13 protein-coding genes and 1 pseudogene are annotated in these 16,065 nt (G+C 71.5%); 2 read left to right on the plus strand and 12 right to left on the minus strand.

Going from position 1 to position 16,065, the window contains the following annotated elements:
* The 11 genes from JW613_RS21060 to JW613_RS21110 form a co-directional block, all read right to left on the minus strand.
* On the minus strand, window positions 1-674 hold a 674-nt coding region (locus JW613_RS21060), incomplete at its 3' end, for a hypothetical protein (RefSeq protein ID WP_209212407.1).
* A gap of 265 nt (window positions 675-939) precedes the next feature.
* Entirely contained in the window at window positions 940-2,511 is a 1,572-nt protein-coding gene (locus JW613_RS21065) for an ABC transporter ATP-binding protein (RefSeq protein ID WP_209212408.1), read from the minus strand.
* Complete coding sequence (locus tag JW613_RS21070; RefSeq protein ID WP_209212409.1) at window positions 2,508-3,383, minus strand: ABC transporter permease subunit; 876 nt, start codon at window positions 3,381-3,383, stop codon at window positions 2,508-2,510. Before JW613_RS21070 ends, JW613_RS21065 begins: the two co-directional genes overlap by 4 nt.
* On the minus strand, window positions 3,380-4,333 hold the full coding sequence (locus JW613_RS21075; protein WP_209212410.1) for an ABC transporter permease: 954 nt from the start codon (window positions 4,331-4,333) through the stop codon (window positions 3,380-3,382). Before JW613_RS21075 ends, JW613_RS21070 begins: the two co-directional genes overlap by 4 nt.
* Complete coding sequence (locus JW613_RS21080; RefSeq protein ID WP_209212411.1) at window positions 4,330-5,925, minus strand: ABC transporter substrate-binding protein; 1,596 nt, start codon at window positions 5,923-5,925, stop codon at window positions 4,330-4,332. The genes JW613_RS21075 and JW613_RS21080 overlap by 4 nt, the downstream gene beginning before the upstream one ends.
* 78 nt (window positions 5,926-6,003) lie before the next feature.
* Entirely contained in the window at window positions 6,004-6,822 is an 819-nt protein-coding gene (locus JW613_RS21085; RefSeq protein WP_209212412.1) for a class I SAM-dependent DNA methyltransferase, read from the minus strand.
* A gap of 14 nt (window positions 6,823-6,836) precedes the next feature.
* A complete protein-coding gene (locus tag JW613_RS21090) occupies window positions 6,837-8,114 on the minus strand; it encodes an MFS transporter (protein WP_209212413.1) in 1,278 nt (425 codons plus the stop codon).
* Window positions 8,098-9,159 (minus strand): dipeptide epimerase, encoded by a 1,062-nt coding sequence (locus tag JW613_RS21095; RefSeq protein ID WP_209212414.1) that lies wholly within the window; start codon window positions 9,157-9,159, stop codon window positions 8,098-8,100. The genes JW613_RS21090 and JW613_RS21095 overlap by 17 nt, the downstream gene beginning before the upstream one ends.
* Window positions 9,156-10,244 (minus strand): PLP-dependent cysteine synthase family protein, encoded by a 1,089-nt coding sequence (locus tag JW613_RS21100; protein ID WP_209212415.1) that lies wholly within the window; start codon window positions 10,242-10,244, stop codon window positions 9,156-9,158. The genes JW613_RS21095 and JW613_RS21100 overlap by 4 nt, the downstream gene beginning before the upstream one ends.
* On the minus strand, window positions 10,241-11,089 hold the full coding sequence (locus JW613_RS21105) for a Rossmann-like domain-containing protein (RefSeq protein WP_209212416.1): 849 nt from the start codon (window positions 11,087-11,089) through the stop codon (window positions 10,241-10,243). The genes JW613_RS21100 and JW613_RS21105 overlap by 4 nt, the downstream gene beginning before the upstream one ends.
* The gene (locus JW613_RS21110) at window positions 11,086-12,342 is read right to left on the minus strand and encodes an ATP-grasp domain-containing protein (protein WP_209212417.1); all 1,257 of its coding nucleotides are present in this window, start codon (window positions 12,340-12,342) and stop codon (window positions 11,086-11,088) included. Before JW613_RS21110 ends, JW613_RS21105 begins: the two co-directional genes overlap by 4 nt.
* 151 nt (window positions 12,343-12,493) lie before the next feature.
* Between JW613_RS21110 and JW613_RS21115 the strand changes: the two genes are divergently transcribed.
* Window positions 12,494-13,984 (plus strand): alpha/beta hydrolase, encoded by a 1,491-nt coding sequence (locus JW613_RS21115; protein ID WP_209212418.1) that lies wholly within the window; start codon window positions 12,494-12,496, stop codon window positions 13,982-13,984.
* Between the two features lie 107 nt (window positions 13,985-14,091).
* Window positions 14,092-14,394: pseudogene (locus JW613_RS21120) on the plus strand (GNAT family N-acetyltransferase); the annotation flags it as partial.
* 160 nt (window positions 14,395-14,554) lie between these two features.
* On the opposite strand, the gene JW613_RS21125 reads toward JW613_RS21120, so the two are convergent.
* Complete coding sequence (locus JW613_RS21125) at window positions 14,555-16,030, minus strand: peptide MFS transporter (RefSeq protein ID WP_209212419.1); 1,476 nt, start codon at window positions 16,028-16,030, stop codon at window positions 14,555-14,557.
* Window positions 16,031-16,065 lie beyond the last annotated feature (35 nt).

Genomic DNA, 16,065 nt, shown 5'->3' on the forward strand with positions numbered 1-16,065 from the left:
GCGCTGATCACGCCGCCGCTGCTGAGCACGATGTACGAGCCGTTGGCGTCGAGCCCGACATCATGCCCGTTCGTCTCCAGTGTGGCGGCCACCCCGTCGTTTCCGATGATCTGTGCCCGGTACCGCAGCTCGCCGAGCTTCTTGACCTTGGCCGTCCAGCCACCCGCGAGCTGGAAGGTGCCCGGTCCCTGCTGTCCGCCACCCATCCAGGAGTGGACCTCGCCGCCCAGGGTGAGCACGACGGACATGTCGTTGGCGTTGAGCCCGGCGTCGTGCTTGTTCGTCTCCAGCGTGGCCAGGACCGAGCCGCGGCTGACGATCTTGGCACGGTAGTGCTGGTCGCCGAGCTCGTAGATCTTGGCCGTGCTGCCGTCCGCCAGCTTCTGGGTGCGGTCCGGGGCTCCCGCCTTGGAGGTGGTGGACGGTGTGCCGGCGTCCGCGGCGGGCGACGCGCTCTGCTCGCCGGTCCGGTCCTTGCCCGTCTCGGACCGGGCACCTTCGCTGTCGCCTCCTCCGCCTCTGGTGGAGGAGGCGGAGGAGGATGCGGAGTCCTTCTTCTCCTGGGCGGATTCCTTGTCCCCGCCCTGGCAGGCAGTCAGCGAGAGCGCCGCAGCGACGGCGACGGCAACCAGGCCGGCGGCGCGGACGGTACGAGGAGTACGGCGAATGGTCATGATGCGAGTCCCCCATGGGTGTCGGGATCCGGTACCTCCCCTTCCTCAGCGGGGCACCGGTCGCAGCTGCTGTTCGCTGCACCCCGTGAGATGGCGCCTGAGCAGGAGTTGTTCACCGGATTGTGTCCGCACTTGGTAACAACGGCCATCGCCGCCCGTCGCGGAGCCGCAAGCCGGCCTGGTCTCGGCCGCGGCCGGGCAGGTCGGTGGTCCGGCTGCCTCGCATCGGGCGGGCGCCGGGTTCCAGGACTCCACAGTCTCGTTCCTACTCGGCGACCCCCGCCTCCAGACGTGCCGTGGTCTCCAGCAGCGAGATGGTGAAGGGGTGGCTCGGCTCCGTCAGGACGGACCGGGCGGGGCCTTGCTCGACGAGTTCACCCGCGTCGAAGACGGCGATGCGGTGGGCGAGGGCCGCGGTGTCCAGATCATGGGTGATCAGTACCAGGGACAGGTCGCCGCGGTCGTGGAGCAGCGAGGTGACGATGCCCAGGATGTCGCGGCGGGTGACGGTGTCCAGGCCGGAGGTGATCTCGTCGCAGATCAGCACGCGGGGTCGGGCGAGGAGCGCGCGGGCGAGGGCGGCGCGCTGGAGTTCGCCTCCGGACAGCCGACCGGGGCGTCCGCGCACCAGGTCCTCCGGGAGGCCGAGGCTGTCGAGGGTGGTCAGGGCCTCGGTGACGGCGGCGCGTTCGTCGGTGCCGTGCAGCCGTGTCGCGGTGCGGGCCACCTGGTGCAGCACGGGCCGGTGCCCGTCGAAGGCGGCGCGCACATCCTGGAAGACGTACTGCACGGCTGCGAGTTGGCTGCGGGAGCGGTTGCGCAGGCTGCGCGGCAGCGGGGTGCTGTCGAGGAGGATCCGCCCGTCGTGGTCGCGGTGGAGTCCGGCGAGGCAGCGGCCGAGTGTGGTCTTTCCACTGCCGGAGCGGCCGACGACGGCCAGACATTCGCCCGGGTACAGATCGAGTTCGGGAGTGTGCAGCACCTCGGCCGTTCGGCGGTCGCCGTCGCGGTGGCGGGCGGTGAGGTCGCGTACCCGTAGGACGGGCTGCCCGGTGCCGGCCGGACCGTCCGGTTCGCTGCGCCGGGGCTGGTCGCTGAGCAGCTTGCGGGTCCATTCGTGCCGGGGCGCGAGCCATACGCGTGCTGCGGGACCCGACTCGACGACCCGCCCCGCACGCATGACGTGGACCTCGTCGGCGAGGGCTCTTACGACGTCGAGGTCGTGGCTGAGCAGGACGACCGCGATGCCGCGGGCGGCGACGGCCGCGAGGTGGTCGACGATGCGCCTCTTGGTCAGGGCGTCCTGGCCGGTGGTGGGTTCGTCGGCGACGATGACGCGCGCGCCGAGCAGCAGGGCCTGGGCGAGGACGACGCGCTGCTGCTGGCCGCCGGAGAGCTGATGGGGGTAGCGCCGCAGCAGGGTCTCGGCGTCGGGGAGTTGCGCCTCGGCCAGGGCGTGCAGGACGCGTTCGCGGGCCGCCGCGCGGCGCTCGCCGCGGGGCAGCCGGCGTACCTGGGAGCGGGCGATGTCGGTGAGGAGGGCGGCGATACGGCGGGCGGGGTTGAGGACGGACGCCGGGTGCTGGGGGATGTAGCCGGCCAGGCCCTGGGCCGCCAGCCGCACGTCACCGCTGACGTGGGCGCCCGGCGGATACTCGCCCAGCAGGGCGAGGCCGGTGGTGGTCTTGCCGCTGCCCGAGGCGCCGACCAGGGCCGTGACCTTGCCGGGGAGGGCCTTGAGGCTGACTCCGTCGACGATCGACCTACCACCGATCTCGACGCGCAGCCCGCGGATCTCCGCCACGGGATCCATGGGTGTGCCGCAGGTGTGGTTCATGGACGTGCTTCCTTCTCTGTCCGGCGCCGCACGGGTCCCTCTCCGGTCTCGGACCCGGTTGCGCGGGGGAGGGCCCTTCGTCTTCCGCCCTTGTCCAGCGCGGCGTCGAAGAGGAGGTTGGCGCCCATCGTCAGACCGACGATCAGCAGGGCCGGGACGACCACCGCCCAGGGCTGGACGAACAGGCCGGTGCGGTTGCGGTCGACCATGACCGCCCAGTTGGCCGCGTCGGGTGCCACACCGACGCCGAGGAAGGCGGCCGTGGCGACCAGATACAGCACCCCGGTCAGCCGGGTACCGGCGTCGGCCGCCAGGGGGCGCAACATGGAGCGGCCGACATAGCCGAAGGCCATTCGCCACCACGTTTCCCCCTGCATCCGCAGCGCCTCGACCGCGGGCCGGGCGGCGGCCTCCGCGGCGGCAGCACGTACGAGGCGGGCCGCGTCGGGCACATTGACCAGGGCGACCAGCATGGCGAGACCGAAGGCACCGAGGGAGAACACTGTGGCCGCCAGCAGGATCAGCAGCAGCGAGGGGACGGCCAGCAGCACGTCCAGGGGCCGCATCAGCAGTTCCTCCAGCCAGCGGCGATGGGTGAGCGCGCTGACCAGCCCGATGGGCAGTGCCACGAGGTAGGCGAGGGCGGTCGCCGCCAGGGCCGTCAGCACGACGGGCCGGCCGCCGTGCAGCACCTGCTGCCAGGTGTCGCGGCCCACGAAGTCCGTCCCCAGCCAGTGGCCGTCGCCCAGGGTGAAGGACGCGGCCCGCGGGCCCGGCTCGCCCGCGAACACCGGTCCGAGCAGGGCGAGGGCGAGGGGCAGGGCGACGACGGTGAGGCCGAGTGCGAAGCGGCCGGCGCGCAGCTGCTTCACGCGGCCACCCCCGTCCGGGGCGCGAGGCGCAGCGCCACCAGATCGGCGCCGAGGTTGAGTACGACCGTCAGGGCACCGAACACCACGGCGAGGCCCTGGACAACGGGGACGTCGCGTTCGGCAATGGCGTTCAGCAGCACGGTGCCGAGTCCGGGGATCACGAACAGGGCCTCCACCACGATGACGCCGGACAGCAGCCAGTCGACGGTGCGCGCGAGTTGCTGGGCGGCCGGGGCGAGGGCGTTGGGGAGCGCGTGGGCGTAGCGCAGCCGTGCGCGGGGGACTCCGTAGCGGCGTGCCTGGGCGACATAGGGAGAGGCGAGAGCGTCGATCATGCCTGCACGCACCAGGCGGACCAGGGAGCACACGGGCCGGGCGAGCAGGACCAGGACGGGCAGGACGAGGGCGGCCGGGTGGCCGAGCAGGTCGGCGCCGTAGCCGACCGCGGTCGGCGGCAGCCAGCCCAGCTGGATCGCCAGGACGGTCACCAGCAGTATTCCGAGGGCGAATTCGGGAACGGCGTACACGGCCAGCGTCACCGAGCTGATCAGCCGGTCGGCGAGCCGACCCTCGTGGCGTGCCGCCAGCACGCCGAGGCCGAAGCCGACCGGGACCAGCAGCGCCACGGTGAGCGCGGCCAGCAGCAGGGTGGGGGCGAAGCCGTCGGCGATGTACTGGCTGACCGGGCGGCCGGAGACGAGTGACGTACCGAGGTCGCCGTGCGGCAGCCCGGCCGCCCAGTCGGCCAGCCGCTGCCATGCGGGCTGGTCCAGATTCATGGCCTCCCGGATGGCGGCCACGCGGGCCGGGTCGGGCTGGTCACCGGCCAGGGCGACAGCGGCGTCGCCCGGCAGCGCCTCGGTGAGCGCGAAGACCAGCAGCACAACAGCGACGGTCTGCGCGGCACCGAGGAGCAGCCGCCGGGCGACGAAGGAGCGCACTCCGCTCACCCGAGCCACACCTTGTCGAAGCGTGCCCAGTCGAGGGTGTTGGCGGGCGCCTTGGTCTCGACCCCCTTCACACGGGGGAGCGTGCCGATGATCCAGTCGGCGAAGCCCCAGACCAGGAAGCCGCCCTCGGAGTACAGGCGGCGCTGCATGCGCGCGTATACAGCGGCGCGCTCGGTCTTGTCGCGGGTGGACTGCGCCTGCTGGTAGAGGGCGTCGAAGTCCTTGTGCCGCCACTTGGTGGCGTTGGTGGTGGAGTCGGTGAGGAGGCGCTGGGAGATGTGGGTTTCGATGGGCATGGCGCCGGAGCGGTAGCAGCACAGGGTGCCGGAGTCGAGGATGTCGTTCCAGTAGGAGTCCTTGCTGCCCTTCTTGACCTCGATGGTGACGCCCGCCTTCTTGGCCTGGTCGCGGAAGATGCTGGCGGCCTCGGTGAACCCGGCGGCGACGGCCGAGGTGTCGAGGGTGACCTTGAGGCGCTCGGCGTCGGCCTTCTTGAGCAGGGCGCGGGCCTTGTCGAGGTCCTGTTCGCGCTGGGGGAGGGCGTCTGCGTAGTACTCGTAGCCCTTGCCGAACAGGTCGTTGCCGATCTCCCCGGCGCCGGACAGCGCGCCGTCGATGAGTTCCTTGCGGTCAGCGATGAGGAAGAAGGCCTCTCGCACCCGCTTGTCGTCGAAGGGCGGCCTGTCGGTCTTCATGCAGAACGCCTGCATGGCGCTGTTGGGCAGCCGGACGATGTCGATCCGGCCCTTGTTCTCATGGGCACGGGCGGTCGTGGGGTTGAGCTCGTGCGCGTACTCGACCTGCCCCCCGAGCAGGGCGTTGACGCGCGCCGACTCCTCGTTGGCGATGACGAACTCGAGCTCCTCCAGGTGCGGGGCGCCGTCCCAGTAGTCGTCGTTGCGGCGGAAGACGGCGGAACGGCCGGGGGTGAAGGAGACGAACCGGAAGGGGCCGGAGCCGATGGGCTTCTTGTCGAAGTCGGAGGCGTTCTCGGGCACGATGTACGCGCCGAACGCGGCGAGGACGTTGGGGAATTCGGCCGTGGGGCGCTTGAGCACGAATTCGATGGAGCGCTCACCTGTGGCACGGCTGGCGTCGAGGTCGACGGGCTCCAGGGATGCCTTGGCCCGGAACGCCTTGTCGGGGTCGGTGATGCGGCGGTAGCTGTAGAGGACGTCCTTCGCGGTGACCGGCTTGCCGTCGTGGAAGGTGGCCTTGCGCAGGGTGACCTTCCAGCGATCCAGGGACTTGTTCGGCTCCCACTTCTCGGCGAGCCGGGGCCGGGCCGACAGGTCGGGGCCGTAGTCGGCGAGCTTGTCGAACAGCGCCTTGGCGCGGGCGACGTCGGCGAAGAGGTTGGACAGATGAGGGTCGAGGGTTTCGCCGGCACCGCCGCCCGCGAACGCGGCACGCAGCCGCCCGCCGCGCTTCGGTGTGCCGTCGCCCTTGCTGTCGCCGCTGTCGGGGCCACCGCATCCGGTGAGGGCGATCGCGCCGAGTGAGGCGGCGCCCGTGGCGGCGAGGAAGCCGCGGCGCCGCAGACCGGGGAAGCGGTCCTGGGAGGGGAGCTGCCGGGGGGATTCGTCGTGCATGCGGTTTTCCTCAGGTGGAGTGGACAATGCCGGTGCGGGGGGTGCGGGGAGGGGAGAGAGCGTCAGGGTGCGGAGGCGTCAGGACGCGGGGTCGGGCCCGGTCGCGCGGGCCACGAGGTGCAGTCGGTCGGCGTCGGTGGTGCGGCCGGGGAGCAGACCTTCCTGCCAGGGCGGCTCGGTACGCGGTCCCGGACCGTCGTGGAGCTCCAGGACCTCGAAGCCGTGTGCGGCCAGCAGGTGGCGCAGCTCCTGCGGGAAGAGCAGCCGCCATGCGGAGCGCTGCTCGACGGGCTCCGCTCCGTCGTCCGCGATCCACACACGTGAACGGCGCAGGAGCTGGGCCGTACGGTCCACCGTGAGAGTGGTGGTGGACCGGTAGGTGGCGCCCCGCCAGGTGAACTCGTTCACGGTGGGCGAGTCCAACAGGTCGGTACGGCCGAGAAAGTACGCGCCGTTGCGCATCTCCGTGACGAGCAGCCCGCCTGGCGCGAGCGCGTGACGGCAGGAGGACAGAAAGCCGTCGAGCTGATCGTTGGTGTGGCAGTACAGCATGGCGCTGTCCAGGCAGCTGATCGCGTCGAAGGCGGCCCGCCCCAGATCGAAACCGTGCAGGTCCGCGCGGACGTATGCGGGCCCCGGATGGTGGGTGCGGGCGTGGTCGAGCATCGCCGGGGAGATGTCGGCGCCGGTCACCGTGCGGCCGATGCCGTGCAGATGGGCGGCGTCCCGGCCGGTACCGCAGCCGATGTCCAGAACGCGCGGGCCCGCCCCGTGCCGCCGAAGGCAGTCCTCCGCCCACCGCGCGGACAGCCGGCCGGGGTCGGGGAAGCGCGCCTCGTACAGCTCGGGGCTGTCCGTGAGCAGGTTGCGGGTACTCCCGGTCGTCGCAGAGGTCATATCGGCTTCCTGTCTCAGGCCTTCACGGGTACGGCAGGCTTCGACGGCTCCGGCAGCGACCGCAGCCGGCGCAGCCAGGCCACGCCGAGCGCGGAGGCGAGCCCGAACAGGGCGCAGCACAGCCACGGCAGCCAGCCCGCGCCGCTCCGCTCCCCGGTGTCCATGGCCCATCCGACGACGGTGTTGCCGACGGCTGCGGCGATGCCCGAGAGGACGTAGAAGATCCCGAAGTAGGTGCCGGTCAGCTCGGAGCGGCCGAAGCCGGGGATCAGCTCCATCACAAAGGGCTGGACCACCATCACCCCGAGATACAGCAGCAGGGCTCCCGCCAGTACGGGTGCAGCACGCAGCGCAGCGTCGGCGGCGCCGTCCGGGCCGCCGGACGTACCCGGTCCGGACATGCCCGCGGCCAGGGCGGGCGGCAGGAATGCCAGCGCCATGAGGCCCAGCCCCGCGGCAATCCAGCCGGCCCGGTCGCCGCGCTCCTTGAGGCCGCGAGTGATGCGCAGCTGGAGCGCGAGATTGGCGACGGTGCCGATGAGGAACACCAGTCCCGCCGCTCCGTCCCAGCCGGTGGCCTGCCGCGCTCCGTCGGGCAGTAGCAGGTACAGCTGGTTCTCCAGGGAGAACATGCCGACCATGGCGAGTGCGAAGGCGAGGAAGGCCCGGTTGCGGAGGACCTCCCGCCAGTCCGCGAGGACGGTGCCCTTGTTCGGCTCCACCTTCCGGGCGGGGAGGACCAGAGCCTGGGCGACGGTGAGGAGCGCGAAGATCGCGGCGGCGGTCAGCGCCGAGGTGCGGAAGTCCACCAGCAGCAGTGCGCTGCCCACCAGCGGACCGACCAGCGCTCCCGTGGTGGCGAACACATTGAACAGGGCGAACGCCTCCGCCTTGCGCTCGTCCGCCTCCTGGGCGATGTAGGCGCGTACGGCGGGATTGAACAGTGCCCCGGCGAAGCCGCTGAGCATGGAGGCGGCGAGCAGTACGGGAAGGTTGTCGCCGAGCGCGAAGAGCGCGAATCCGAGGGTGCGCAGGGCGCAGCCGGCGATGATGACGCCGCGGGCGCCGAGCCGGTCGGAGGCGGAGCCGCCGATGATGAACAGGCCCTGTTGGCTGAGGTTGCGAAGACCCAGGACGACGCCGACGACGGCGGCGGACATGCCCAGGTTCTCGGTGAGGTGGGTGGCGAGGTAGGGGATGAGGAGGTAGAAGCCGGTGTTGACGCCGAGCTGGTTGACCAGCAGGAGCTGGACCGCGAGCGGAAAGCGGCGCATCTCACGCCACGTCTTCACAGCGCACCTCCCGCGGCTCGACGCCCAGCCCCGGCAGGGCACTCGTCCGTACGAAGCCGTCCTCGCCCCCGATGCCGCTCCACGGGTCGCGGGCCAGCAGCAGATGCCCGTCCAGGTCGACCCAGCGTGCGCGGTCGGCGAGGTGCACAGCGGGTGCGAGGGAGAGGCTGCTGGCGGTCATGCAGCCGAGCATCAGCCGGGTGCCGCTGCCTTGGATCAACTCGGCGATGCGCAGGGCCGCATGGACGCCGCCGCACTTGGCGAGCTTGACGTTGACGCCGTGCACCCGTCCGGCCAGCCGGCGCACGTCCTCCAGATCGACGGCGTCCTCGTCGGCGATGATCGGCAGCGGTGAGCGTTCGGCCAACGCGCCCAGGGCCTCCGGGTGACCGGGGGCCAAGGGCTGTTCGACCGCCTCGACACCGAGGTGCGCGAACCGGGGCAGCAGCGCTTCGGCCTGTGCCACGGTCCACGCGCCGTTCGGGTCCAGGAGCAGCCGGGCGCGGGGGGCGGCGTCGCGGATGACGCGGATGCGCTCCACATCGTCCTCGGGCTCGGGGGACCCCGCCTTCACCTTGATGACCTCGAATCCGCTCGCCGCGAGACAGCGGGCCTGCGCTGCCGCATGGAAGTGGGAGGTGAGGCCGATGGTGCGGGCCGTGGCCGCGACCGGAGCTTCCGGCGTGCCGAGGAGCCGGTGCACGGGGCTGTTCGCGCGCTTGCCGACGAGGTCGAGGAGAGCGGCCTCGGCGGCGGCGGTCACGGCCGGGGGAGTGCCCTCGTCGATCACCTCGCCCGCACGCAGGGCGTCCAGGGCGCTTTCGGGGTCGGGGAAGCGGACCAGGTCCGCGGCGACGGTGGCGACGAGTCGTTCCAGGGTCTTGGCGTCGAGGCCGTAGTAGATGCTGCTGACGGCCTCGCCGTGGCCGGTCGTGCCCTCGTGTTCGATGCTCAGCCATACGGCGTCGCGTGCGGTCATGGTGGAGCGGGAGATGCGCAGCGGCTCGGCGAGGCCGAGGCGTACGGTGCGCCGGCTGGCCTTCACGGGTTCCTTTCCGAAGAGGGGACGGCCGTCAGCGGGTCGGTGACGCGCGTGCACCGGACCCAGCCGGTGGCCTCGGCCGCGTACGGGTGCGGGATCTGGACGGGCCGGGTGGCCGCCGTGTCCGGGTCGAGGCCGTGAGCGGTGGCGAAGTCGTCGTCGTAGACGGTGCCCAGGTAGCGGTGCGGGCCGTCGGGGAAGACGGTGGCGACCACGGCACCGGGGTGGACGCGGGCCGCCCAGGCGGCGACCCGGGCGGCGGCGCCGGTGCTCCAGCCGCCGCTGACGAAACTGCCGCGGGCCAGGCGGCGGCAGCTGTCCACGGCCTCGGCCGGGCCGACCCAGTGCACCTCGTCGAACGCGCCGTAGGTGACGTTGCGCGGGTGGATGCTGCTGCCCAGACCGCGCATCAGCCGCGGCCGGGCCGGCTGGCCGAAGATCGTGGAGCCGGTGGAGTCGACACCGATCAGCCGCAGTGCGGGCCAGTGGCGGCGCAGCGGGCCGATGATGCCGGTGCTGTGGCCGCCGGTTCCGACGCTGCACACCAGGATGTCCAGGTGGTCGAGCTGGGCGGCGAGTTCGGCGGCCAGGGAGGCGTAACCGGCGCTGTTGTCGGGGTTGTTGTACTGGTCGGGCCAGTAGGCGCCGGGCAACTCGGCGAGCAGCTCGCGCAGCCGGGCCAGGCGTGCGGCCTGCCAGCCGCCCTGGGAGGCCGGTCGGTCCACGATCTCCAGCCGTACGCCGTGGGCGCGCAGCAGCTGCCGCATGGACGGCTCCAGCTCACCGTCCCCGACCAGCACGACGGGATGGCCGAGAGCCTGGCCCGCGAAGGCGAGCCCGATGCCGAGGGTGCCGGAGGTGGACTCCACCACCGCGGCCCCCGGCCGCAGTTCGCCGCGCTCGCGGGCGCCGAGCAGCATGGATACGGCGGCCCGCGCCTTCATACCGCCCGCGGCGAGCCCTTCGAGTTTGGCCCAGAAACCGGGGTGCGGTTCCGGTAGACCGGCGGTGATGCGGGCCAGTGGCGTACGGCCGAGCAGGGTGAGCAGTTCCGGGCGGGCGGCTGGGCGTATGGCGGTCGCGGTCAACGGGCGTCTCCCGGACGGTCGGCGCGGTAGCGGTGGACGGTGCCTGGGCCGCCTTCCAGCCAGAAGAAGGGGTAGGGCTCCGCACACACCGCGCTCACCCCGGAGTCCAGGAAGCGGGGCAGCACGGCGCTGCCGGTCTGGGCGAACATCACCAGCTGCTTGCCGTGCCGCAACGCGTGCTGTCGCAGTGGTTCGAAGGTCCCGTTGCCCAGCGTCATCCCGGATACGAGCAGCGCGTCGCACCGTTCGGCCTCGGACAGCGCGTCGGTGGCAACGGTCTCGTCCCACTCGGTGACCCCGCCCTTGAGGTCGCATGGAACGTAGCCCAGTTCGCGTGCACGGAGGGCTTCCAGCAGGGAGTTGACGACGCCGACGACCAGCACGGTCGCGCCCGGTGGCAGATCGAGCAGTTCGACCACCGCACGCGCGCGGGCACGGGACTTCTCCAGCGACGTCCCGGCCGGCAGCGGCACGGGCCGCGCCCCGTTGCCCGGGGTGTGCGGGGAGATGTGGGCCAGATAGGCGTCGAGTGCGGCTACGCGCACCGGAAGCAGCGGATGGTCCAGGAGCCGGGCCACGTCGGCGCCGGCGCAGTCGTCGACCGCGCTGTCCGACAGCGTGCCGGGCTCGACCGCGCACGAGCCTACGGCCTCGGCGAGGCGCAGACTGAGCACCTCGTTGCGGTAGCCGGTACCGCGCCCGTCGTGCCGTACGGCCTGCCGCGTGGTGAAGGCAACCGAGATCCGCTGTGCTGCCGGGTCCGGGCCGAGCTCGCCTGCGCGGGCCCGGGCCGCGAGTTCGCCGTACGTCGTCACACGGGTGGGTGCCGAGGTGGCGGGAGTCATCGGATCACCAGCCCGGATCGCACCTCGTCGAGCAGGGCTTCGACCCGTTCGCGGGCGCCTGTGCCCTCGGTGTCACCCGCCATGACATGTCCCAGGTACTCGTTGTTGCTGCCCGCGGCCTTGACCTGCTTGCCGGGCTCGGCGAGCTGCACCTCCAGAACCTCCGGCAGATTGCGCAGTCGGCCGCCTTCCAGCGCTTCGAGCGTGCCGGGGGTCTGCGTCACGAGGAAGCCGATGGCGGCGCTGCGCAGTCCGGTGTCGGTGCGCCGCAGATCGGGTGCGCGGCCGAGGGAGACGTCCACGAAGGCCGCGGCGAGGTCGATGCCGGTGACGTGGCGTATGAGTTCGGTGATGCGGTTACCGGCCGGGCGGGGGTTGACCTCGACCACGCGCGGCCCGGCGGAGGTGAGCTTGATCTCGGTGTGCGCCACGGTGCCTTCGGTCAGCCCGAGCGCCTTGAGTGCGCCGAGTGCGGTCTGCTCGGCGGCCTCGGTGTCCGCGGCCGACAGCGCGGCGGGGAACATATGGCCCGTCTCGATGAACGCGGGCGCTCCGCCGATGCTCTTGTCGGTCACACCCACCACATGGACCGCGCCCGCGTGCGAGACGGTCTCCACACTCACCTCGGGGCCGTCCAGGAGTTCTTCGAGCAGCACCTCGGGTGGCCGCCGCTGCCCGCGCGCGTTGACCGGGAAGTCGGCCATCGCCCGTACGGCGGAGGACAGTTGCTCTTCGTTCTCCACCAGCCGGACATACATGCCCGCGCACAGGTCGACGGGCTTGACCACCAGCGGGTAGCCGATCTCCTGCGCTGCCCGCGCGATGCCGGCCCATTCACCGTGTACGGCGAAGCGTGGCCCGGGCACCCCGGCATCGGCCAGGACACGGCGGGTGGCGTCCTTGCGGCAGGCGTTCCGGACCGCCTCGGGGCTCGCTGCGGGCAGACCGAGGCGCCCGGCTATTCGCGCCACCGTGGACAGGTAGTAGTCGCAGGCAGTGATCACCCCGTCGAAGCCGAACACCGCCTGCAGCCGCTCGACCTGAGGCAGCAGGGCCTCGGTGTCGTTGGTGTCCGCCGTGATCACGTTGCGGGCGCCGAGCAGCGGGTGCGCAGTGCCCTCGGGCGCCGAGCGCAGGTAGTGATGCAGGTCGCGGGTGAGAAAGGTGAACTCGTGCCCGCCCTCGCGGATCGCCCGCGGCAGCAGTCTGCTCATCGATCCGACCCAGCTCTCGACCACCAACAGATGAGCCACAGGTCCCCTTTTCATCCCGTCGCGTGCGGTGCGGTTCAGGCAGCCCGCCGGCGCCTCTGTCGGGAGGCGGGCCGGGCTTTACGGAGAACAACGCTATCGGTAATCATTTTCATTGTCATCAGTACTCAACGGACTCGATGGGAGACACTCCGTGACCGCACGCGTCCACCGCCGTGCTCTGCTGTGCGCTCTGGCGGCGCTCACCGCGACCGCCCTGCCCGCCGCTCCCGCCCGCGCCGCCCCGCCGCCCGCCCTGCGCTTCGGGGCCTGCCCCGATTCCGTTCCCGACCCGCCGGCGCCGGAGCGTGTCGAATGTGCGCGGCTGAGCGTGCCACTGGACTGGGCCCATCCGGGCGGGCCGCACATCGAGATAGCCGTCTCACGGGTGCGTGCCTCGGGCTCCCCGGCCGAGCGACGCGGCAGTCTGCTGGTCAACCCCGGCGGCCCGGGCGGCTCCGGCCTCCCCTACGCCGTCACCAAGCGGGCGAAGCTCCCCCAGAGCGTGCGGCGCGCCTATGACGTCATCGGGTTCGACCCGCGCGGCGTCGGCAAGAGCGCACCCGCCGACTGCGGCCCGATGGGCGGCCTGTTCGACAGCCCGGGAGCGGACCCCGTACCCACCGGACCGGTGGCGGAGCGGACCTACCTCGCATCACTCCGGGACCTGGCCGACGACTGCGCGGCAGCCGCCCGCGACCGGCTGCCGCACCTGTCGACCGAGCAGACCGCACGGGACATGGACGCGATACGCGCCGCACTCGGTGAGCGCCGGACCAACTTTCTCGGCGTCTCCTACGGCAGCTACCTCGGAGCCGCCTACATCGCCCGCTTCCCGCACCACACCGGCCGGATGGTGCTCGACAGCGTCGTCGGCCCCCGGGACTGGTACGACTTCGATGTGCTGCAGAGCCGGGCGCTGCTGCGCCAGCGCGACACCTTCTTCACCTGGACCGCCACCCACGGGGACCGCTTCGGTCTGGGGCACAGCGCGGCGGCGGTGCGCCGGGCCTATCTGCGGGTACGCGAACGGCTCGCCGAGCAGCCCGTGCAGGCCTTCGGTCCGGCCGAGTTCGACCGTGCCGTCTACCGCGCCCTCGGCCGCACCGAACGCTGGGCGGGCCTCGCCGACGGCCTGCGCACCTACCTGCGCGACGGCAGCACTGACGGACTCCGCCCAGAGACCGACTTCGACGGCCCGGCCTCACGCAACTACGAAGCGGCCAACCGCCTCGTCAAGTGCGCCGACGGCCCCGGGCCCACGCCCCGGGAGATCGTGACGGACATCCGCCGTACCCGCCGCATCGACCCTCAGCCGGTACTGACCGGCATGGAGGCCTCCAGCTGCGCCTACTGGCACCACCGGCCCGCCCACCGGACCCGGCTGGGCAGCCCCGAGGCACCGCCCGTGCTGCTGGTGGCCTCCGCACACGATCCCGTCACGCCCGCCGAAGGGGCACGGCAACTGCGTCGGCTTCTGCCCGGCTCCCGGCTGATCACCCTCGACAACGACTACTCCCACGGCGTGTTCGCCAGCCGGGGCAACGCCTGCGTGGACGACAATGTGGCCGCGTACCTCGTCGAAGGGACCGTGCCGCCGACGGATCGACGATGCGCAGGGCCGGGTCTGCCCGAGGCGCCGTGACGCCGCCCCCCCCCCCCGAGTGAGGAGCTCCATTGACTGGGACCGTGCACCCCGACTACACCGTGCGCCCCGCGACACCGGCCGACATCGACGGCGCCCGCCGCGTCATGCTCGACACCTTCTACAAGGAGTTCGGCTACGGGTACGTTCCCCGGTGGCATCACGACGTGGTGGACCTCAAGGGGACGTATCTCGACGACCCTCGGCACCAACTGCTCGTAGCCGTGCACGGGCGCGAGGTGGTTGGCACGACCGGCGTACGGTCACACGGCCCCAACCACCCGCCGCACCCCCGCCGGCTCGCCGAAGCCTACCCGTCCGGAACCACCGCCCAACTGGTCCGCGTCTACGTGCGACCCGAGCACCGGCGCCGAGGCCTCGCCCGCGCGCTGGTCGACGCGGCATGCGACGCCGTCTGCCGCCATACCCCGACGCCACCACGACGACCAAGTCGCCGGCCCCTGCGGCTGCCCGGCCGACGGCCCGCACCACCCCACCCCGCGGCGACGCCCCCTCGTCCGCCCGGGTGCGTCAGGCCGTACTCGACAGATCCGGGAGCCCGGCGCGGGGCTATTCCGCCTGAAGCCCCGCGTCCAGCCGCTGGTTCAGCGGCTTCCGGGCGAGCAGCAGTGTCCCGCCGAGAACGACTGAGGAGACCGCGACGATCGTGAAGTACGCGGCACTCGGGAGCGCGGCGAAGAGCTGGCCGAGGAGGCCGGACAGCGACGAGCCGAGGGCCAGGGTGAGGAAGTTCAACCCGACCATCTGAGCTTTGAACCTGGACGGCCCGATCTTCGTCGCGAGCGCCAGTCCGATCGGCCCGACGTAGACCTCGGACGACCCGGCGAGCGCCATGAAGAGGAGGATGAGCAGGAGCGGAATTGTCGCGTTCCCGGTCGCGGTCGAGACGACGAGGAGGTAGAAGTACGCGAGGCCGATCTGGATGAGCCCGATTGCGAACTTCGCCACCGGCTTGGGCTGTCGCTCCCCGAGACGGCTCCACAGGCGTGCGATGAGCGGCGTGATCAAGACGGCCGAGAGCGGGCTGACCGCCGTGATCCAGGCGACCGGGAACGTCCACGCCCCGACCCCCAGGTCGACCCGGTCGGTGATGAGGATCGAGATCGCCGTGAACTTCTGGAAAAGGAAACCGAAGTAGACGCCGGAGAGCAGGAACAGCGGCAGGTAGGCGCTCACCCGCCGCTTCTCGTCTCCCGTCACTCTTGCGGAGGAGAGGATGAGTGCGAAGTATCCGGCCGCGGCGACCAGCGCGGCGATCGTGACGATGCTCGACATGTTCCCTGCGCTGAGCAGCCCGCTCAGCGAACACACCGCGATGACGGCGAGCGTGGTGACCGCGTACCCGGCCGGGGCGAGGAGCTGCCTGGCGGGCAGTGGATTGTTCACCTTTCCCGCCCGCTCGGGCAGCCTTTTCATGGAGAAGCCGTACTGGACGAGGGCGGCGAACATGCCCACCGCGGCGAGGCCGAATCCGTAGTGGAATCCCCATTGGCTCTGGGCGAATCCGGTGGACAGCGGACCGATGACGGCTCCGACGTTGATCGCCATGTAGAAGTAGGAGAATCCGGCGTCACGTTTGGCGTCGGTGTGGCCGTCGAGCATGAACCCGACGATCGAGGTGATGTTCGTCTTGAGGGCTCCCGTACCGAGGATGATGAGTACGAGACCGACGCCGAGGCCCGCCAGCCCGGACACGGCCGCCAGGGCGATGTGCCCGAACGTGATGACGATTCCGCCCCAGAGCACCACATATTTTGGGCTGACGAGCCGGTCACCGACCCAGGCGCCGACCAACTGGGCCAGATAGACGGCGCCGCCGTAGGCTCCGACGATTCCTGACGACGCGGCCGGTCCGAGGTCGAGTCCGCCTTTGTCGAGGGAGTACAGGAGATAGAAGGACAGGATTCCCTGCAGGCCGTAGAAGGAGAAGCGCTCCCAGAGCTCCGTGAACGCCATGCTCCATATGCGGCGAGGCACGGCGCGGTTCTCGGCGGGCGCGGCGAGCCGCGGCGGCGTCAATGTCATGGTGGTACCTCGCAGTGGTGAGCTGACGGCTCGTG

It is taken from the genome of Streptomyces smyrnaeus, assembly GCF_017676345.1.
In the GTDB taxonomy this organism is placed as follows: Bacteria; Actinomycetota; Actinomycetes; order Streptomycetales; family Streptomycetaceae; genus Streptomyces; species Streptomyces smyrnaeus.